Genomic DNA, 17,786 nt, shown 5'->3' on the forward strand with positions numbered 1-17,786 from the left:
CTTCAAGGCTGGGGCAGGGGCGGCTTTCGGGCCGCCCCTTTCATTCGCGCAATCGCCTCTTGCGCGGCGGCTGATCTCAGGCTAACTGTTTCCTCCATGATCAAGTCCTTGAACATTGCTGTTTGGTGGTGGGCTCGCTAAGGCGGCCTCGACCAATCGTGTCCAAAGACGACGAGTGAGCCGCCCGAAACTTCGAGGCGGCTTTTTTATTTATCGCCGCCTGTCGTCCGGGCCCCGATAACGGAGTGGAACAATGGTAACGATCCTGCGGGATGATGGTGCGGAAATCTACGAGACGAAGGGCGGCATATCAGTCACGCGGCAGCGGCGGGCGATCCCCTACGGCGATGCGGTCTCTTCCTATATCGACAAGCTCGACGAGCGCCGCGGTGCGGTTTTCTCGTCGAACTATGAATATCCGGGCCGCTATACGCGCTGGGATACCGCCGTCGTCGATCCGCCGCTCGGCATCTCCTCCTTCGGGCGCGACGTCTGGATCGAAGCCTATAATGAACGCGGCGAGGTGCTGCTCGGCTTCGTGACCGAGCGGCTGAAAACGGTGTCCGACCTCGTGCTTGGCGCTTCCTCCGCCCGCCGTCTCGACCTCTCGGTCAAGGCGCCGGACCGGGTGTTTACCGAGGAAGAGCGCTCGAAGATGCCGACGGTCTTTACCGTGCTGCGCGCCGTCACCGATCTGTTTTATTCGCAGGCGGATGCGAGCCTCGGGCTTTACGGCGCCTTCGGCTACGACATCGCCTTCCAGTTCGACGCGATCGAGCTGAAGCTGACGCGACCGTCTGACCAGCGCGACATGGTGCTCTACCTGCCCGACGAGATCCTCGTCGTCGACAACTACGCCGCCAAGGCGTGGATCGACCGTTACGATTTCGCCAAAGGCGGCGTGACGACGGAAGGCAAGGCTCAAGATATTGCGCCGGAGCCTTTCAAGCACACGGATGCCATTCCCCCGAAGAGCGATCATCGGCCGGGCGAATATGCGGAGCTCGTCGTCAAGGCGAAGGAAAGTTTCCGCAAGGGCGACCTCTTCGAAGTCGTCCCCGGGCAGAAATTCATGGAGCGCTGCGAGAGCAAGCCTTCCGACATTTCCAAGCGGCTGAAGGCGATCAATCCGTCGCCCTATTCCTTCTTCATCAATCTCGGCCACCAGGAATATCTGGTCGGCGCTTCGCCCGAAATGTTCGTGCGCGTTTCCGGCCGACGGATCGAGACCTGCCCGATCTCGGGCACGATCAAGCGCGGTGACGACCCGATCGCCGACAGCGAGCAGATCCTGAAGCTTCTGAATTCGAAGAAGGACGAATCCGAGCTGACCATGTGCTCCGATGTCGACCGCAACGACAAGAGCCGCGTCTGCGAGCCCGGCTCCGTCAAGGTGATCGGCCGCCGGCAGATCGAAATGTATTCGCGCCTCATCCACACGGTCGACCATATCGAGGGCAGGCTGCGCGACGACATGGATGCCTTCGACGGTTTCCTCAGCCACGCCTGGGCCGTCACCGTCACCGGCGCCCCGAAGCTCTGGGCGATGCGCTTCATCGAGAGCCGTGAAAAAAGCCCGCGCGCATGGTATGGTGGCGCGATCGGCATGGTCGGCTTCAACGGCGACATGAACACCGGCCTGACGCTGCGCACCGTGCGCATCAAGGACGGTATCGCCGAGGTGCGCGCCGGTGCGACGCTGCTCAATGATTCTATCCCTGAAGAAGAAGAAGCCGAAACAGAACTGAAGGCCTCTGCCATGCTTTCCGCCATCCGCGACGCCAAGACCGGCAATTCCGGCAAGACCCAGCGCGATGTCGCAAGCGTCGGCAAGGGCGTCAGCATCCTGCTCGTCGACCATGAGGACAGCTTCGTTCACACGCTTGCCAATTATTTCCGCCAGACGGGGGCGACCGTTTCGACAGTGCGCACGCCGGTGCCGGAGGAAATCTTCGACCGGCTGAACCCGGATCTGGTCGTGCTATCGCCAGGACCCGGAACGCCCAAGGATTTCGACTGCAAGGCGACGATCAAGAAGGCCCGGGCGCGCAACCTGCCGATCTTCGGAGTCTGCCTCGGCCTGCAGGCGCTCGCCGAAGCCTATGGCGGGGAATTGCGCCATCTGGCGCTGCCGATGCACGGCAAGCCCTCGCGCATCCGGGTGCTGGAGCCGGGCATCGTCTTCTCCGGCCTTTCCAGGGAAGTGACGGTTGGCCGCTACCACTCGATCTTCGCCGATCCCTCGACGCTGCCGCGCGAGTTCATCATCACGGCGGAAAGCGAGGACGGCACGATCATGGGCATCGAACACGCCAAGGAGCCGATCGCCGCGGTGCAGTTCCACCCGGAATCGATCATGACGCTCGGCGGCGATGCCGGCATGCGGATGATCGAAAATGTCGTGGCGCATCTGGCGCGCAAGGCGAAGACGAAGGCTGCCTGAGCGCAATTCCTTCGCCCTTCCTGCGTTTGCGGGAAGGGCGGGCGTCTGCCGAAAAGTTCGGTTGACTTTCCCTAGCAAATCAGAACATTTCAGGAACGATCAACCGGAACCCGTCGCCGTGGCCAGTGAAAAGTTCATCGTTCTCCCTTATCGCAAGAACCGCGGCAATCTCGTGCCCGGCGAAATGCGCCAGGCATCGAACTCCGTCAGCGCGGAAAAGATCGCCTCGGCGATGGCTGAGCGTTTCGTCGGCGTGGCGGCCTATGCCGTGATCGTCGACGAGGAAACCGGCGATATGTCCTCACCGCGACTGCTGGCGCGATATGGCGAGATTGCCGATCTCAACGCCGCCTGAGGCATCGGTGTGCCATGGAGACGTCGCTTTACCTGCCCGTCAAAGCCTTCCTGGAGGCCGCCGGCTATGTCGTGAAGGGTGAGGTCGGAAAATGCGATCTCGTCGGCTTGAGCGATGGCGACCCGCCGGTCGTGGTGGTCTGCGAATTGAAACTCTCCTTCAACCTCGAACTCCTCCTCCAGGCGGTCGACCGTGCGGCGATGAGCGATGAAGTCTGGATCGCGGCGCGCGTTTCCGCCAAGGGACGCGGGCGAGAGGCCGACAGGCGCTACCGCGACCTCTGCCGGCGGCTCGGCATCGGCATGCTCGGCGTCTCCGACGGCGGCGAGGTCAGCATCATCGTCAGTTCGATCTCGCCGATGCCACGGACCAACCCGAAGCGGCGCTCGCGCCTCGTCAGCGAGCACCAGCGCCGCCGTGGCGATCCCGCCGTCGGCGGCGGTTCGCGCGCACCGATCATGACCGCCTATCGTCAGCAGGCGCTGCTCTGCGCCTCGGCACTCGAGCAGGGGCTCAAGCGGCCGCGGGAGATGAAGGAACTTGCGGCCAACGCCGGAGCGATCCTGCGCGACAACGTCTATGGATGGTTCGAGCGAATAGAAAAGGGTATCTACGCGCTGACACCGGCAGGGCAGGCCGCGCTCCTGCGCTGGCCGCAGCCGGTCCGTTCCGACCCGGCTCCTTGAACCGTCCGGCAGCCGCCCGTGAACGACGTTTCATTCCCTTTGACAAATCCTCCTTCATCACCCATACCACCTTCAACTGAACCGCCTTCGCGATAGTCGCGTGGGCGGTTTTGCGTTTCAATGGCTTAAGAGCTGCAATTCATTCGCAACCGCAGGGGGACGATATGAGTGACAACGGCGACCTTACGGTTCGGACGCTGGCGATGTGGGGGATTCCGCTGTCGCTCGGCGTCATGGGCCTGAAGATGGTGGCCTGGTGGGTCACCGGGTCGGTGGCACTGCTATCGGACGGGCTGGAATCAACGGTCAACGTCGTTGCCGCTTTCATCGCCTTTTTCGTCATCCGCTATGCGCAGAAGCCGGCAGATCACGACCATCCTTTCGGCCATCACAAGGCGGAATATCTGTCAGCCGTCACTGAAGGCGTGCTGATCGTCGTCGCCGCACTTCTGATCGTCAACGAGGCTGTCGGTTACCTCGCCGAGCCGCGCATGCTTGATGCGCCGGGGCTCGGCCTAGCAATCAATGTCGCGGCCGGTGTCATCAACGCGGTCTGGGCGCGGCTGTTGATCCGGACCGGGCGCAAACACCGCTCGGCGGCGCTTGCCGCCGACGGGCAGCATATCATGTCCGATGTGGTGACCTCCGCCGGCGTGCTCGTCGGCCTGCTGCTGGCGCTGGCGACAGGCTATGCGATCTTCGACCCGGTGCTTGCCATTCTCGTCGCCGTCAACATCCTTTATCAGGGCTGGAAAGTGATCTCGCAATCGATTGGCGGACTGATGGACCAGGCCGTCGATCCGCTGAACGAGGAGGCGATCAAGCAGGCGATTGCCACCCATGCCGCGGGTTCGATCGGCGTGCACGACCTGAAGACCAGGCGGGCGGGCGCCGTCACCTTCATCGATTTTCATATGGTGGTGCCCGGCACTATGTCCGTGCGGCAGGCGCATGATATATGCGACCGCCTTGAGGATGCCATCAGTGCGGTGCACGAGGGCGCCAAAATAGCCATTCACGTGGAGCCGGAGGGCGAAAAGGCCCATGGCATCCGCGTCAAAGTCGTCAAGGAGGCATGATGCCGAATACCGATACCTCCAGCCTGTCGATGCTGGGCCAGCAAACCGAAACCGCACAATCGCCGGAGGCGGCGGTGCTTGAAAAAGTGCCGTCCAACCATGCCGGCACCGACTACGTGGTGCGCTTCACCGCGCCGGAGTTCACCTCGCTCTGCCCGATGACCGGACAGCCGGATTTCGCCCATATCGTCATCGATTACATTCCGGGCGAATGGCTGGTGGAATCGAAGTCGCTGAAGCTCTTCCTGCATTCCTTCCGCAACCACGGCGCATTCCACGAGGATTGCTCGATCTACATCGCCAAGCGCATCGTCGAACTGCTCGATCCCAAGTGGCTGAGGATCGGCGCCTACTGGTATCCGCGCGGCGGCATTCCGATCGACGTGTTCTGGCAGACGGGCAAGCCGCCGGAAGGCGTGTGGCTGCCGGAGCAAGGTGTCGCCACCTATCGCGGACGTGGGTGAGCTGCGGTCGGGCGCAGCCCGAGCAATCGATCCAGTGAATCGATTGCAGCAGCGAACGCCCTGAGCCAAAGCGAAGGGCCGGGCGAGGGTTCGGCAACCGGTGTCCCTTGTCCGACCGATGGCCGAAGGCTTCAGCGCTGGTTCTCAAACATCGGTAACGTCGGACGAATCATCGCTGTAATCGTCACCGTCGTCGTAATCGGCCTGCTGCACATTGGCATTGTCGTTGTCATCGGCAGCGTTGTCCGAGGCCTGGCGGGTGTCGTCATTGCCGTAATAGTTGTTGATGACAGTTTCCTCGGTGGGCGCGCTGGCATTACCGAAGGGGTTGGCGCCGAACGGCGAGCCCCAGCCGAGCGAGGACATGTGATTGCCGAAGATGCCGCTCAGCGAATTGGCAAGCAGCATGCCGCCGGCAACGCCGGCTGCCGTGCCGAGCGCGCCGCGCAGGAAGCTGCCGCCGGCCGATGGCGCAGAGGCCTGCTGGCTCCAGGGGCCGGTCGGCTGCTGCTGCGGCTGGCGGCCATCGCGGTCGTAACCGCGCGAATCGTCATAGGCGCGGGACTGGCCCCAGGGACCGGGATTGGCGGGAACGGGTGCAGGCTGCTGCGTCTGGGTGTTGCCGAAGATCGAGCTCAAAAAGCCGCCGCCTTGTTCGGCCTGCCGGTGTTCGCTCGCGCCGGCTTCCAGCTGGCGGACATGCTCCTCGAGTTCCTTGATATGATTGGCGGCCGCCTCCAGCCCCTTTTCCTGAACGATGACGGCCTGGGCGAGGTAATAGGTGGCGGAGGGCTGTTCGCGCGTCGCCTGGTCGATCAGGGCCTCGGCGTCGCGGTCGCGCGGCTGGGCCGCTGCGGTGCGCACGCGGTCGAAGAGGGCGGTCAGCAATTTGCGTTCTTCGGGTGACATGTCCTGCCTCCTGTTGGGTCCGGAGCGCTCTCGTGTCCGACCGGACGGGTAAAGCGCTCCACGATTTTTCGGTGCAGCTATCGCTGCGTGAGGTTGAGGTAGGAACCGATTCAGGCTTTTCAAAGCCTTTCACCGTTACATTTCAGTAAGGCTTGCAGAACGGCGCGCGGCTTCTTAAGGATATCTCCATCGCTTCGGTGCCTTGTGTTTTTCCCGCATTGTTTTAGGCATTGAGTCGCACTATGTGCGGGGAAGCCGAATTCATCTCCAAGAGGTTCGAATGAACGACGAAGACCAGGACGACAAGACGAAGGAACTGCCGCTCGGCAAGGAAACGGAGGCGAATCTTTTCAAGTCGCGTTCGATCTTCATCTACGGACCGATCAATCAGGAATTGGCGCAGAAAGTCTGCTCGCAGCTCGTGGCGCTTGCCGCGGCCAGCGACGAGGACATCCGCATCTATGTGAACTCGCCCGGCGGCCACGTCGAATCCGGCGATTCCATCCATGACATGATCAAGTTCATCAAGCCGAAGGTCTGGATGATCGGCACGGGCTGGGTCGCCTCGGCCGGTGCGCTGATCTATGTCGCCGCTCCGAAGGAGCAGCGCCTGTGCCTGCCGAACACCCGCTTCCTGCTGCACCAGCCCTCGGGCGGCACGCGCGGCATGGCATCGGACATCGAGATCCAGGCACGCGAAATCATCAAGATGAACGAGCGCCTGAACAAGATCATGGCGGCGGCCACCGGCCAGCCGCTCGAAAAGATCGCCAGGGATACGGATCGCGACTACTGGCTGTCGGCCGAAGAGGCGAAGGACTATGGCCTCGTCTCGCGGATCGTGACGTCACAGGCCGATATCTGAGGTTTCTCATTCAAAACTGCTAGGAAACCGCCCTCGCCCTGCAGATCGCAGGCGAGGGCGGTTTGCTTTTGGCGATGCCTGAACGGAGATAGGGCCTATCGGCGAGGACTGAACGGAAAGAGCTGAATTCGGACTTGCGCCTGCGGCAACCGTCATGCTCCATGCGCCATTCCCGCAGATCGCGAGTCCCGCCATGCTCAAAGATTTTTCCGTCCAGGCCCTGTTCATGGGGCTGCTGACCGCCTTCGTCGGTTCCGCCAGCTCGTTTGCCGTCGTGCTGCACGGGCTCGAGGCGGTCGGTGCTACGGATGCGCAGGCGGCCTCGGGGCTGATGGCCTTGTCGATCTCCATGGGTGTCTGCGCGATCGTGCTCTGTGCCGCCACACGATTGCCGATCAGCATCGCCTGGTCGACGCCGGGCGCGGCGCTGCTGGCCAGCACCGGGCCGATCGAGGGCGGCTTCAATGCGGCGGTCGGGGCATTCCTGATCTGCGGCGCGCTGATAGTCGTCGCCGGCCTGTTCAAGCCGCTCGGCCGGGCGGTCGCCGCCATTCCCGCGCCGCTTGCCAATGCGATGCTCTCAGGCGTGCTGATCGGCCTCTGCTTCGCGCCGGTGAAGGCGATCGGCTTCAACCCGCTCCTCGGCCTGCCGATCGTCATCGCCTGGATCGTCGTCGGCGCCTTCAAACGGCTCTGGGCGGTGCCGGCGGCACTCGCAGCTTTCGTGCTGGTGCTCACCTTCGGCGTCGATATTCCGGATGGTGCGCTCAATTCGCTCGAACAATCGCTGGTGCCGACGGCGGAAATCATCCCGCCGGTGTTCAATCTTGCCGGCCTCGTCTCGATCGCATTGCCACTGTTCATCGTCACCATGGCCTCGCAGAACATTCCTGGTATCGCCGTCCTGAAGGTCAATCACTACGATCCGAAGCCCGGTCCGCTGTTTGCCGTCACCGGCTTCTTCTCGCTGCTGTCGGCGCCGTTCGGCGGCCACGCCGTCAATCTGGCGGCCATCACCGCGGCGATGTGCGCCGGGCAGGATGCTCACGCCGATCCGAAGAGGCGCTATTGGGCAGCGCTGATCGCCGGCATCGGTTATATCATCCTCGGGCTGCTCGCCGGCGCGGTGACGGCTTTCGTCGCGCTTGCGCCTCCGATCCTGATCGAGGCGGTGGCCGGGCTGGCACTGGTCGGGGCTTTCTCTTCCTCGGCGATGTCGGCCTTCCAGGCGCCGGAGTCGCGCGAGGCGGCGGCGATCACCTTCCTCGTCACCGCCTCAGGCGTTTCCTTCGGGGGCATTTCCGGCGCATTCTGGGGGCTGATCGCCGGCGGGCTGATGCTGGCGTTGTCGCGGCTGGTGAGTGTTTGGAAAGACCGAGGCCAGCCGCTGTAGCGGAGTGTCGTTTGCGCCGTCGGCGGCCAAAAGCCCGGGCAAGGGCTTGCCAGTTTCACCGCCCAAGGCTATAAGCGCGGCCATGAAGACCACAGGCGCCAGAATTTCCGACACGATTGCACGCGGCCGCATCGCCCTGCGTGACAATACGCGCGCCCTGACCTCGCTTCTTCTCCTCGGCCTTACGCGCGGTTGCCGGGTCCTTTGAGGAGCGCCCGGCGGCCGAAAGCCCGCCCGGCCATCGCTCCTCGCGACTCACTTTCAAAATTGACCTAACGACCGACAAGGTCCGCATTTGTTTATCGCCAAGCCTGACACGATCGGCTAAGAGCGGAGCAAATGCCGGGACGAGGAGACGATATGATGAACGCAAAGACGCAATTCTCCGAGGGAAAAACGGCCTCCGCCAAAGGCATGCCTGACGCTGCCGTGAAATACCGGGCCTATCCACAGGTGAACATTCCCGACCGCACTTGGCCGACGAAGACCATCACCAAGGCTCCGGTCTGGTGCTCGGTCGACCTGCGCGACGGAAACCAGGCACTGGTCGATCCGATGGGCCATGACCGCAAGGCGCGCATGTTCCAGCTGCTGCTGGAGATGGGCTTCAAGGAGATCGAGATCGGTTTCCCCTCCGCTTCGCAGACCGATTTCGATTTCGCCCGCTGGTGCGTAGAGGAGGGCAACGTGCCCGCCGACGTCTCTCTGCAGGTGCTGGTGCAGTGCCGCCCGGAACTGATCACCCGCACCTTCGAAGCACTGGAAGGCGCAAACCGGCCGATTGTGCATTTCTACAACTCGACCAGCGAGCTGCAGCGCCGCGTCGTTTTCGCCAAGGATGTGCAGGGCATCAAGCAGATCGCTGTCGATGCCGCCAAGATGATAACCGACATGGCCGTCAAGGCAGGCGGCGGCTACCGTTTCGAATATTCCCCCGAGAGCTTTACCGGCACGGAACTTGAAGTGGCGCTGGAAATCTGCAATGGCGTCATCGAGGTGGTCAAGCCGACGCCCGATAACAAGCTGATCATCAATCTGCCGTCCACCGTCGAGATGGCGACGCCGAACGTCTATGCCGACCAGATCGAGTGGATGTGCCGCAATCTCGACAATCGCGAGAACCTGATCATCTCGCTGCATCCGCATAACGACCGCGGCACCGGCATCGCCGCTGCCGAACTGGCCTTGCTGGCAGGTGCCGACCGCGTCGAAGGCACGCTCTTCGGCAATGGCGAGCGCACCGGCAATGTCGACATGGTGACGATGGCGCTGAACATGTTCACGCAAGGTGTCGATCCCGAGATCGACTGCTCCAATATCGAGCGCATCAAGGAAGTGTTCGAATATTCCAACCAGATGGTGATCGGCGAGCGTCATCCTTACGTCGGCGAGCTGGTCTATACGGCTTTCTCGGGTTCGCATCAGGATGCGATCAACAAGGGTATGAAGGCTGCCCAGGTCGCCAACCACCCCGTATGGGAAGTGCCCTACCTGCCGATCGATCCGCGCGATGTCGGCCGTTCCTATGAGGCGATCATCCGCATCAACTCGCAGTCCGGCAAGGGCGGAATCGCCTATATTCTGCAGCAGGATTACGGGCTCAACCTGCCGCGCAATCTGCAGGTGGAATTCCGCGAGGATATCCAGCGCATTACCGACGTCGAGGGCAAGGAGCTTCCGTCAAAGCGGATTTACGACCGTTTCATCGAGCGCTACGTGACGCAGCCCGATGGGCGGCTCAAGTTCGTCGACCACCACACCTATCCCGATACCGAGCACAAGGGCCAGCGGATCGTGGCGGCCGAGATCACCGACAATGGTGAGATCAAGCGCATCGAAGGGCGCGGCAACGGCCCGATCGACGGCTTCATCAACGCGCTGTCGCATTATCTCGGCATCGAGATGTCGGTTGAGGATTATTCCGAGCATTCGCTGCAGCACGGCTCGAACGCGGCGGCGATCTCTTATGTCGAGACCTCCTATCCTGGCGGCAAGCTCTTCGGCGCCGGCATCAATACCAACATCGTCGCGGCATCGCTGGAAGCGATCGTCTCGGCCGCCAACCGCGTGCTCGAGGTGAAGGCCGCCAAGGCCTGATCGAATTGGGTCAGGCCGCGACCGCGCTGGTGTGGCGCGGCCTGATGATGCAGTCGGCGATCATGCCGGCTTCGTCATTCGCCTCGGCATGGCGCTGGCCCCAACGGCAGAGCGCCAGCAGCACCGGCTCGAGTTCGAGGCCGAGTTCGGTCGCGCTGTATTCCACACGGGACGGGACTTCGGCAAAGACTTGGCGGGTGACCAGCCCGTGCTCTTCCATCTCACGCAACTGCTGGATCAGCACCTTTTGGGTGATTGCAGGCATCATGCGCTTCAGCTCGGAAAGACGCTTCGGGCCGGAGAAGACATAGTAGAGGATGACGGGTTTCCAGCGCCCTGAAATCACCTTCAGCGCGCGCTCGACCGGCAATTCCGGCAGTCTTTTCATCGGCTCGGCCATGGTCACCTCCTGGTGGGTAGGGCACGAAAGAGTATGTATTCTTGCTTCCCATCCTATTGCTAAACCTGCCCCAGGCCAATCAAACGTGAGGTTCCCTGTCATGAAAGCCATTCAGTTCACTCGCTTCGGTGCGCCGGATGTTCTCGAACTCGTGGAGCTGCCGGTTCCGGAGTTCAAGCGTGATGAGGTGCTGGTCCGTGTCCATGCTGCGGGCGTCAACTTCTTCGAGGTGCTGATGCGGGCCGATCGTTATGCCGTGACGCCGGAGCTGCCGATGTTTCCCGGCGTCGAAATTGCCGGTGTGGTCGAACGGGCGGGGCCGGACGCCGACGCATCGCTGGTCGGCGCACGCGTGGCGGTTCCTCTCTTCGCGGTCGGGCGCGGCGCGGGTTATGCGGAATTCGTCGCGGTCGACGGCGGATCGGTGGTGCGGCTGCCGGATGCGATCTCTTTCGGGGCGGCTGTCGGACTGATGGTGCAGGGGCTGACGGCGCTGCATCTGACGCGCCGCAGCCTTCCGAAAGGCAAGAGCGTACTCGTCAGTGCCGCAGCCGGCGGCGTTGGCTCGCTGCTTCTGCAATTGGCAAGGCGCAACGGGGCCGAGATGGTGATCGCGGCGGCGAGCGGCGAGAAGAAGGGGGCGCTTGCCCTGTCGCTCGGCGCCGATCATGCCGTCGATTATACCGCGCCTGGCTGGCAGGAAGATGTCAGGAGGCATAGCGGCGGGCGCGGAGCGGATATCATCTACGAAACTGTCGGCGGTGCGTCCTCAAGGGCGGCGGTCGATGCGCTGGCGCCTTGCGGCGAGCTGGTTCTGGCGGCGATGGGGAGGTTCGGACTCAAAGCGGAGGAGATCGAGCGGATGCTCGGCGACAACCAATCGATCAAGGGGTTTTCGCTGTTGCCGCTGCTGACGCCGCACCACAGGCTTCGGGAGGATCTCGGCGAGCTTTTCGATCTTGCGGCAACGGGCCGGCTGACGGTCGTCGAAGGTAGTCGCTTCCCGCTGCAGGAGGCGGCGGAAGCCCATCGCACCATCGAGGAGCGAAGAGCGGTGGGCAAGGTGGTGCTGGTGCCTTAAATCGAAGACGGCGGATGCGACGCGGCTCCGCCTTTTCGCATTTTAGATCGCCGTGGCGATCTTCATGGCGAGCTGGCCGAGGGTCGCTTCGGCGGAGGGGCCGGCAAGCACATAGGAGGTGCCGGCATTGTGCCAGGTCACGAGGCCGATCTCGTCCTTGATTGTTTCCTTGAAGTCGTCGGTCTCCGGTGGCTGCGCGTCCTTGCGGAAGCAGATGGAGATGACGTCGCCGTCGGCGTTGGAATAAACGAGCTGGCCGACAGGGCGGCTGTCGCCGAGGATGACGCGCGCGCCCTGGAAGGTCCAGGCTTCGGCGCTGAGGTCGGGCACGCGGAAGGGCACGCCGATCGCCGTCGTGAGCCAGCTGGAGATTTCCTCGGCCTGCGAGGCCGGCACTTCGACGAGATGACGAGGCTGGCGGATCAGCAGGCGCTGATAGGCGGTGACGTCGCCCAGCCAGTCGCTGGTATTGGCCGGCGCCGTCGCGGTGGTCGTGCTGGCGATTTCGTCGGCATCCGGGCTGGTGCCGACGAAATAGCCGATGCCGCAACCGACGACGAAGAGGATAAGAGCGGCGGCCAGCGCCTGCGGGCCGCTCGGGGCCAGCTTCACCGGCGGGCGCGTGGCGCGCTGGGCGATCGGCGTCTTCGGCGGCTGCGTGCTCTTGATCGAGCGGACGAGGGCGAGCGGCACCGGCTCCTTCAGGATGTCGTCGAGGCGGCGGCGGCCGAAATCGGCGCCGTGGCGAAGTTTCTCGTGCAGCCGGCGTGCATTCTCGTCGGTTGCCAGGCGCTGCTCCAGTTCGTGGCGCTGTTCGGCCGAGACCTCGCCATCGAGAAGGGCGGTGAGCTGGGCTTCGAGCGGCAATTTCCTAAGATCGAGCAATTCAGTACCTGTGGATCGGGTGAGTGCCGGCGAGCCCGGCAAAATGCAGCCTTGCGGTCGCGAGCTGTGAGACGACATTTGCAACCGGCATGCCCATGATGTCGGCCGCCTGCTGATAGCTGTGGCCCTCGACGTCGACGAGCAGGAACATACTGGAGAGACCTTCCGGCATATCGGCGATCATGTGATGGATGGCGTCGGGATCAACTGCCGTCGAGCGTTCGCGCGCGGCTTCGCGAATATCGGTGACATTGCCGCGGAGAGAGGCCTTCGGCTTGCGCTTGCGGCTGTCGTCGGTCCATTGCTGGCGGGCAAGCGTGTAAATCCAGCTTTCCAGCCGGCCTTCACCGCTCCATTGATGGCCCTTGGCGATGGCGCGCTGACAGACCGCCTGGACGAGTTCGTCGGCCAGAGCAGCCTCACCCGCGAGCGTGATCGCGAAGCGGCGAAGGCGGGGCAGAAGGCCGACGAGATCACGCCGGAGATCGATGGTCGTTGCGGGTTGACGCATTGTTTATCCAAGAAGCATTCACAATGGTTTCGCGGACGAAGGGTTCGCCGTCGGGCGCGAAACCGGCTTTATCGACGCCGACGATGCATGTGCTTTATGAAACAAGTCTCCTGCACTTCGCAAGCATCCGGCCGTCTTCATCCCCTTTTCTCAAGGGATTTTCGTATTGTAGACCACAAAACTTGCGTCAATATGTCTTGTAGCCATTCAAGCTTTGCAGCAGAGCGCGATAGGCCCACGTGCCTTCGCCGCCGCGATCGCGGATTTCCACGAGCTGCACGCGGGCGCCTTGGATATCTCCCTGTTCCACCAGCGCCATGCCCATGTAGGAGCGGGCGAGGATGTAGTTCTCATCCGCCTGCAGCGCCTTGCGGTAGTAGGACATGCCGAGCTCCATGCGGCCGGCCTTGCGGTTGGCGTAGCCGAGGTAGTTTAGGATGCGCGGGTCGTTCTGGTTGCGGGCGAGATTGAGCACGGTGATGGCATTGTCATACTGGCCGGCATAGGCAAACTCGCGGGCGAATTTGTAAAGATCGTCGTCGTTGAAGCTGCTCTTCTTCGGATTAACGCATTCCTTCTTGGCCTTGTCCCAGACCTTGCCGCCGGTGCAGGTTTTGGTCGTTTCGGTCTTCGGCGGCGGATTGGTGTCATCATTGCTGCCGCCGACCGCGAAAGCGGCGGTGGCGATGCCGAAGGCAAAGCCCGCGGCGAGCGAAAGTCTGGACAGGTGACGGAAAGAAGACGTCATTGGCGGGGCTCCGTTCTGAGGCGATGCAGTTGGCCGGATTGTACGCCTACCGCTAAAAATACCAAGAGGGTAAGCGGCCGCCATGGCAATTGTTGCGGCGATGGCCCGACCTCCTCTCAGATCGGGTCAAGTGCTGGATAAAAGAGTCCGGAGCCGGCGCTAACGCGCGAAAACATCAACGCTTTCCGCCATCACCGCGTCGCCGGACCGGTTGACGCTGAAGCGCTCGCCGCTGAGCTCCCAGGCGCCGGGAGAGCCGTCGATGGAGAAGAGGTTGTAGGCGGCTGGCGGCTTGATGCTGCCCGGTCCCTGCGAGGCCGAGGCGATGCCGACGACGGGCACCGGCTGGACCTGGCCGCGCAGCCAGTGCAGCGTGTTCAGGTGCGTGTGCCCGTGCAGCACGAGCTCGGCACCGCCGGTCGAGATCACCGCGGCGAAGCGGCGGATGCCGATCATCCGCTTGTAGAAGGTCGTGGCGCCACGGATCGGCGGATGATGGATCATGACGACCCGGAAGAGGCCGGCTTCACCGGCCGCTCGCAGCATGTTGACGGTATCGCGCGCTTGGCGCGCGCCGAAAAAGCCGGAGGCGGCAAAGGGAGGGGTGGCGACTGCCGTCGAGCAGCCGACGATCGCGACTTTGCCGCGGATGCGCAGATAAGGAAAAATATGGCGATCCTCCTGCCATTGCGGCGGGGCGAGATCGCCGCGGACATACTCGTACCAGGCGCGCATCGACCTCTCGTAGGCGCCGGGCACATAGGCGTCATGATTGCCGGGAACGACCGAGGTGTCGGCGGGATCGCCGAGCGCGCGCAGCCAGGCGGCGGCGGCGCGGATCTCAATGCCGCTCGCCAGATTGACGAGGTCGCCGGTGACTGCGAGATGATCCGCCTGATGGGCGCGGATGTCGTCGAGCAACAGATCCAGCGTGCTGCCGAAAAGGTGCTTGCGTCGATTTCGATGCCAGTTCACAAAGCCCGTTATGCGTTTTGAAAACAGCTCCTGGATGGAAAGACGGGGCAACGGCCCGAGGTGGACGTCGGAAATATGCGCGAGCTTGAACATGCTACGAGACATAGACCAGCTTATTGACAAATCAAACACATCCGGCGCGATGAAGGGCTGAAACGGAACGATGGTGGATAAAGAAAAGCGGCCTCTTCATATCAGGACGGCCCTGCGCCTTCTGCATGTCTATTTCTCCTTCGCCCGCGGCATGACGATGGGCGTCAGGGCCGCCTGCTTCGATGCGGAGGGGCGGATTTTTCTGGTGCGCCATAGCTATATCGGCGGCTGGCATATGCCGGGCGGCGGGCTGGAGCGCAACGAAACGGTCGAAGAAGCACTGGCCAAGGAATTGCGCGAGGAGGGCAACCTCAGGATCATCGGCAAGCCGCAGTTGGTTCAGGTCTATTTCAACACCACGACCACAAGTCGGGACCATGTCGTGTTCTACCGCGCGAGTGTCGAGCAGACGGCGCCGCGCCCGCCCGATTGGGAGATCTCCGACAGCGGCTTCTTTTCCCTCGACAGCCTGCCCGAGGGCACGACCGAGGCGACGCATCGCCGCCTTGCCGAGCTTCGTGGCGAGCAGGAGCCCGACCACCGCTGGTGAGGGGCCTCAGGCCGCGGTGAGTAGTTTAAAGTTCTACAGCGTCCTTTGCGCGTCTGAGAAGACGCGCGGCGCTGTAGCACGGCCATGCGGGCTGTCGAGATCGAGCGCCGGGCCGACGGGAACGATGCCGGTCGGATTGATCGTCTTGTGGCTGCGGTAATAGTGTTCCTTGATGTGCTTCAGGTTCACCGTTTCGGCAACCCCCGCGGTCTGGTAGAGGTCGCGCAAATATCCAGGCAGGTTGCGGTAGTCGGATATCCGGCGGATGTTGCACTTGAAATGGCCGACATAGACGGGATCGAAGCGCACCAGCGTCGTGAACAGGCGCCAGTCGGCCTCGGTCTGGCGGTTGCCCAGGAGATAGCGGCCCCTGTCCAAGCGTTCGTCGAGCATGTCGAGCGTTTCGAACAGCTTACCGACATTTTCCTCATAGGCTTCCTGGGTGGTGGCAAAGCCCGCCTTGTAGACGCCGTTGTTGACAGTGTCGTAGACGATGGCGTTCAGCGCATCGATTTCGGCGCGTAGATCCTCGGGATAAAAATCGGCCTTTGCGCCGGTCAGCGCGTCGAAGGCGCTGTTGAACATGCGGATGATCTCGGCGGATTCGTTGCTGACGATCGTGCCGGTTTTCTTGTCCCAGAGGACGGGAACGGTGACGCGGCCGGAATAATGCGGATCGGCCTTCACGTAAATCTGCCAGAGGGTGGTGGCGCCGAAGAGCTGGTCGCCGGTGGCGCCATCGCCGACCTTGAATTCCCAGCCGTTGTCGAGCATCAGCGGGTCGACGACCGAGACCGAGATCAGCTCCTCCAGCTTCTTCAGCTTGCGGAAGATCAGCGTGCGGTGCGCCCAGGGACAGGCAAGCGAGACATAGAGATGGTAACGCCCGGTCTCGGCCTTGAAGCCGCCGCTGCCGGAAGGGCCGGCCTGACCGTCCGATGTCACCCAGTTGCGGAACTGCGAGGGCTGACGCTTGAACTGGCCCTTGCTCTCCTTCGTGTCGTACCAGACATCGTGCCAGACGCCGTCCACCAGCATTCCCATGATCTTTATTCCTTTGGTTGCGTGTCGGGACCTGATTTAGCTGAGATAGCGGGGCTTTGCAGGCGGTAAAGGTTGAACAGTGTGTCACGCCGTTCCGGCGCCGCATGGTTTCCGGCGCCGTCGTGTGCATTTTGCGTTGGACGGCGGAAATTTTTCCTGCTATCGGCCTTTTCACGATTTTAGGATCCTTGGCTGATGTTCATTTCCAGAAACCCGCGACGACGCTGATGCTCCCGAACGCCGAAGGCGTGTTCGAGACCCATCAATCTGTCCATCCGGTTTCTGTCATCATGTACAAGCACGATCTCGTCTACCTCACCGAAGACGCGTCTCATGACGCCGCCATCGAACATATCAACGAAGAAGCCTTCGGTCCGGGCCGCTTCACGCGGGCGGCTGCTCGCATCCGCGAGCAGGGGCCGCACGACCTGTCGCTCTCCTTCATCTGCGCTGACGACGGCGAGACGATCGCTTCGGTGCGCATGACGCCGGTGCTGGCCGGCACGGTAAAGGGCCATCTTCTCGGCCCGCTTGCCGTCCGGCCCTCGCACAAGAATATAGGCATCGGCCGGGAGCTGGTGCGGATCGCAGTGGAGGCGGCAAGACGCAAGGGTTCGGAAGCCGTCATCCTCGTCGGCGATCCGCCCTATTACGGCCCGCTCGGCTTCGAGAAAGTCGCCTATAACGCGCTTTCCTTCCCGGGGCCGGTCGATCCCGGCCGCGTGCTCGTCGTTCCGATCGCCGAGGGCGTGCACGAGCGGCTGAAGGGCATCATCGCCTGGCACGGATGATTAGAGGGTTTTCCGGAGGAAGCTGCGCGTGCGGCCCTCCGGGAAATCCTCGAGTTCCCCAAAGACCTCATAACCCTGGCGCAAATAGGCGCTGAGAGCCTGCGGGCTGAACGTGTCGATCCAGGCGCCGCGGCAGCCCCGTGCCCTGGCTTCTTCTTCCGCTTTTGAGAGGATCCTGCCGGCGAGGCCGGTGCCGCGCAGCGTGTCGGGAATATAGATCATCTGGGTGAAGAGCCAGCCCCAGGCGGTGAAACCAGACAGGCCGCCGGTCACCTTGCCGTCGGTGTCGCGGATGAGAACGGCGAGCGGCCGGCGGTCGGCGGGGCCGACATCCCCGGCGTTGAAGGCCGAGAGCGCATCGGTGATCGCCGCCAGTTCCTCCGGCGAGGGCGAGGCGGTCAGCTCGAATTCCGGCAT

At 62.8% G+C, this 17,786-nt stretch carries 19 protein-coding genes; 11 read left to right on the forward strand and 8 right to left on the reverse strand.

From position 1 onward, the window contains the following. Positions 1 to 253 precede the first annotated feature (253 nt). The 5 genes from AF337_RS37720 (at position 254) to queF (ending at position 5,027) form a co-directional block, all read left to right on the forward strand. Positions 254 to 2,443: an anthranilate synthase gene (locus tag AF337_RS37720; RefSeq protein WP_049736153.1), complete on the forward strand. Its 2,190-nt coding sequence runs from the start codon at positions 254 to 256 to the stop codon at positions 2,441 to 2,443. A gap of 118 nt (positions 2,444 to 2,561) precedes the next feature. Continuing rightward, a complete protein-coding gene (locus AF337_RS37725) occupies positions 2,562 to 2,798 on the forward strand; it encodes a hypothetical protein (RefSeq protein WP_037078786.1) in 237 nt (78 codons plus the stop codon). A 14-nt stretch (positions 2,799 to 2,812) separates the two neighbouring features. Then, complete coding sequence (locus AF337_RS37730; RefSeq protein ID WP_049736154.1) at positions 2,813 to 3,484, forward strand: DUF2161 domain-containing phosphodiesterase; 672 nt, start codon at positions 2,813 to 2,815, stop codon at positions 3,482 to 3,484. A 164-nt stretch (positions 3,485 to 3,648) separates the two neighbouring features. Continuing rightward, a complete protein-coding gene (emfA, locus tag AF337_RS37735) occupies positions 3,649 to 4,563 on the forward strand; it encodes a CDF family cation efflux transporter EmfA (RefSeq protein WP_049736155.1) in 915 nt (304 codons plus the stop codon). Then, positions 4,563 to 5,027 (forward strand): preQ(1) synthase, encoded by a 465-nt coding sequence (queF, locus tag AF337_RS37740; protein WP_049736156.1) that lies wholly within the window; start codon positions 4,563 to 4,565, stop codon positions 5,025 to 5,027. Before emfA ends, queF begins: the two co-directional genes overlap by 1 nt. Before the next feature lie 144 nt (positions 5,028 to 5,171). Here queF and AF337_RS37745 read toward each other — a convergent pair whose 3' ends face one another. After that, positions 5,172 to 5,936 (reverse strand): DUF2076 domain-containing protein, encoded by a 765-nt coding sequence (locus AF337_RS37745; RefSeq protein ID WP_049736157.1) that lies wholly within the window; start codon positions 5,934 to 5,936, stop codon positions 5,172 to 5,174. A 280-nt stretch (positions 5,937 to 6,216) separates the two neighbouring features. On the opposite strand from AF337_RS37745, the gene AF337_RS37750 reads away from it, so the two are divergent. The 3 genes from AF337_RS37750 (at position 6,217) to leuA (ending at position 10,291) form a co-directional block, all read left to right on the forward strand. After that, the gene (locus AF337_RS37750; RefSeq protein WP_049736158.1) at positions 6,217 to 6,801 is read left to right on the forward strand and encodes an ATP-dependent Clp protease proteolytic subunit; all 585 of its coding nucleotides are present in this window, start codon (positions 6,217 to 6,219) and stop codon (positions 6,799 to 6,801) included. A gap of 193 nt (positions 6,802 to 6,994) precedes the next feature. After that, on the forward strand, positions 6,995 to 8,194 hold the full coding sequence (locus AF337_RS37755; RefSeq protein ID WP_049736288.1) for a benzoate/H(+) symporter BenE family transporter: 1,200 nt from the start codon (positions 6,995 to 6,997) through the stop codon (positions 8,192 to 8,194). A 363-nt stretch (positions 8,195 to 8,557) separates the two neighbouring features. Beyond that, positions 8,558 to 10,291, forward strand: a complete 1,734-nt coding sequence (gene leuA, locus AF337_RS37765) for a 2-isopropylmalate synthase (RefSeq protein ID WP_049736289.1) — start codon at positions 8,558 to 8,560, stop codon at positions 10,289 to 10,291. A gap of 10 nt (positions 10,292 to 10,301) precedes the next feature. Here leuA and AF337_RS37770 read toward each other — a convergent pair whose 3' ends face one another. Beyond that, entirely contained in the window at positions 10,302 to 10,793 is a 492-nt protein-coding gene (locus AF337_RS37770) for a winged helix-turn-helix transcriptional regulator (protein WP_049736290.1), read from the reverse strand. On the opposite strand from AF337_RS37770, the gene AF337_RS37775 reads away from it, so the two are divergent. Beyond that, a complete protein-coding gene (locus tag AF337_RS37775; RefSeq protein WP_049736160.1) occupies positions 10,792 to 11,772 on the forward strand; it encodes a quinone oxidoreductase family protein in 981 nt (326 codons plus the stop codon). The genes AF337_RS37770 and AF337_RS37775 overlap by 2 nt on opposite strands. Positions 11,773 to 11,814: 42 nt before the next feature. Here the strand turns inward: AF337_RS37775 and AF337_RS37780 are convergent, their stop codons facing one another. The 4 genes from AF337_RS37780 to AF337_RS37795 all read right to left on the reverse strand — a co-directional run bounded on the left by AF337_RS37780 (position 11,815) and on the right by AF337_RS37795 (position 14,984). Further along, positions 11,815 to 12,657 carry an anti-sigma factor family protein gene (locus AF337_RS37780; RefSeq protein ID WP_049736161.1) on the reverse strand — a complete coding sequence of 281 codons (843 nt, stop codon included), beginning with the start codon at positions 12,655 to 12,657 and terminating at the stop codon, positions 11,815 to 11,817. A gap of 1 nt (position 12,658) precedes the next feature. Beyond that, entirely contained in the window at positions 12,659 to 13,168 is a 510-nt protein-coding gene (locus tag AF337_RS37785; RefSeq protein ID WP_049736162.1) for an RNA polymerase sigma factor, read from the reverse strand. Between the two features lie 187 nt (positions 13,169 to 13,355). After that, positions 13,356 to 13,916 carry a tetratricopeptide repeat protein gene (locus tag AF337_RS37790; RefSeq protein WP_049736163.1) on the reverse strand — a complete coding sequence of 187 codons (561 nt, stop codon included), beginning with the start codon at positions 13,914 to 13,916 and terminating at the stop codon, positions 13,356 to 13,358. Between the two features lie 159 nt (positions 13,917 to 14,075). Then, positions 14,076 to 14,984: a metallophosphoesterase family protein gene (locus tag AF337_RS37795; RefSeq protein WP_049736164.1), complete on the reverse strand. Its 909-nt coding sequence runs from the start codon at positions 14,982 to 14,984 to the stop codon at positions 14,076 to 14,078. Positions 14,985 to 15,054: 70 nt separating this feature from the next. Between AF337_RS37795 and AF337_RS37800 the strand changes: the two genes are divergently transcribed. Then, positions 15,055 to 15,534, forward strand: a complete 480-nt coding sequence (locus AF337_RS37800; protein WP_049736165.1) for an NUDIX domain-containing protein — start codon at positions 15,055 to 15,057, stop codon at positions 15,532 to 15,534. A 33-nt stretch (positions 15,535 to 15,567) separates the two neighbouring features. Here the strand turns inward: AF337_RS37800 and AF337_RS37805 are convergent, their stop codons facing one another. After that, complete coding sequence (locus AF337_RS37805) at positions 15,568 to 16,578, reverse strand: glutathione S-transferase family protein (protein ID WP_049736166.1); 1,011 nt, start codon at positions 16,576 to 16,578, stop codon at positions 15,568 to 15,570. A gap of 227 nt (positions 16,579 to 16,805) precedes the next feature. On the opposite strand from AF337_RS37805, the gene AF337_RS37810 reads away from it, so the two are divergent. After that, positions 16,806 to 17,369 (forward strand): GNAT family N-acetyltransferase, encoded by a 564-nt coding sequence (locus AF337_RS37810; RefSeq protein ID WP_082336918.1) that lies wholly within the window; start codon positions 16,806 to 16,808, stop codon positions 17,367 to 17,369. On the opposite strand, the gene AF337_RS37815 is transcribed toward AF337_RS37810, so the two are convergent. Then, complete coding sequence (locus AF337_RS37815; protein WP_049736167.1) at positions 17,370 to 17,786, reverse strand: GNAT family N-acetyltransferase; 417 nt, start codon at positions 17,784 to 17,786, stop codon at positions 17,370 to 17,372.

This window comes from Rhizobium ecuadorense (assembly GCF_001187535.1).
Classification (GTDB): Bacteria; Pseudomonadota; Alphaproteobacteria; order Rhizobiales; family Rhizobiaceae; genus Rhizobium; species Rhizobium ecuadorense.

Coding starts and splice junctions, on each gene's coding strand:
- AF337_RS37720 (WP_049736153.1), top strand. CDS start 254: ATGGTAACGATCCTGCGGGATGATGGTGCGGAAATCTACGAGACGAAG.
- AF337_RS37730 (WP_049736154.1), top strand. CDS start 2,813: ATGGAGACGTCGCTTTACCTGCCCGTCAAAGCCTTCCTGGAGGCCGCC.
- emfA (WP_049736155.1), top strand. CDS start 3,649: ATGAGTGACAACGGCGACCTTACGGTTCGGACGCTGGCGATGTGGGGG.
- queF (WP_049736156.1), top strand. CDS start 4,563: ATGCCGAATACCGATACCTCCAGCCTGTCGATGCTGGGCCAGCAAACC.
- AF337_RS37745 (WP_049736157.1), bottom strand. CDS start 5,936: ATGTCACCCGAAGAACGCAAATTGCTGACCGCCCTCTTCGACCGCGTG.
- AF337_RS37750 (WP_049736158.1), top strand. CDS start 6,217: ATGAACGACGAAGACCAGGACGACAAGACGAAGGAACTGCCGCTCGGC.
- AF337_RS37755 (WP_049736288.1), top strand. CDS start 6,995: ATGCTCAAAGATTTTTCCGTCCAGGCCCTGTTCATGGGGCTGCTGACC.
- leuA (WP_049736289.1), top strand. CDS start 8,558: ATGAACGCAAAGACGCAATTCTCCGAGGGAAAAACGGCCTCCGCCAAA.
- AF337_RS37775 (WP_049736160.1), top strand. CDS start 10,792: ATGAAAGCCATTCAGTTCACTCGCTTCGGTGCGCCGGATGTTCTCGAA.
- AF337_RS37770 (WP_049736290.1), bottom strand. CDS start 10,793: ATGACAGGGAACCTCACGTTTGATTGGCCTGGGGCAGGTTTAGCAATA.
- AF337_RS37785 (WP_049736162.1), bottom strand. CDS start 13,168: ATGCGTCAACCCGCAACGACCATCGATCTCCGGCGTGATCTCGTCGGC.
- AF337_RS37790 (WP_049736163.1), bottom strand. CDS start 13,916: ATGACGTCTTCTTTCCGTCACCTGTCCAGACTTTCGCTCGCCGCGGGC.
- AF337_RS37795 (WP_049736164.1), bottom strand. CDS start 14,984: ATGTTCAAGCTCGCGCATATTTCCGACGTCCACCTCGGGCCGTTGCCC.
- AF337_RS37800 (WP_049736165.1), top strand. CDS start 15,055: ATGGTGGATAAAGAAAAGCGGCCTCTTCATATCAGGACGGCCCTGCGC.
- AF337_RS37805 (WP_049736166.1), bottom strand. CDS start 16,578: ATGGGAATGCTGGTGGACGGCGTCTGGCACGATGTCTGGTACGACACG.
- AF337_RS37810 (WP_082336918.1), top strand. CDS start 16,806: ATGCTCCCGAACGCCGAAGGCGTGTTCGAGACCCATCAATCTGTCCAT.
- AF337_RS37815 (WP_049736167.1), bottom strand. CDS start 17,786: ATGCCGGAATTCGAGCTGACCGCCTCGCCCTCGCCGGAGGAACTGGCG.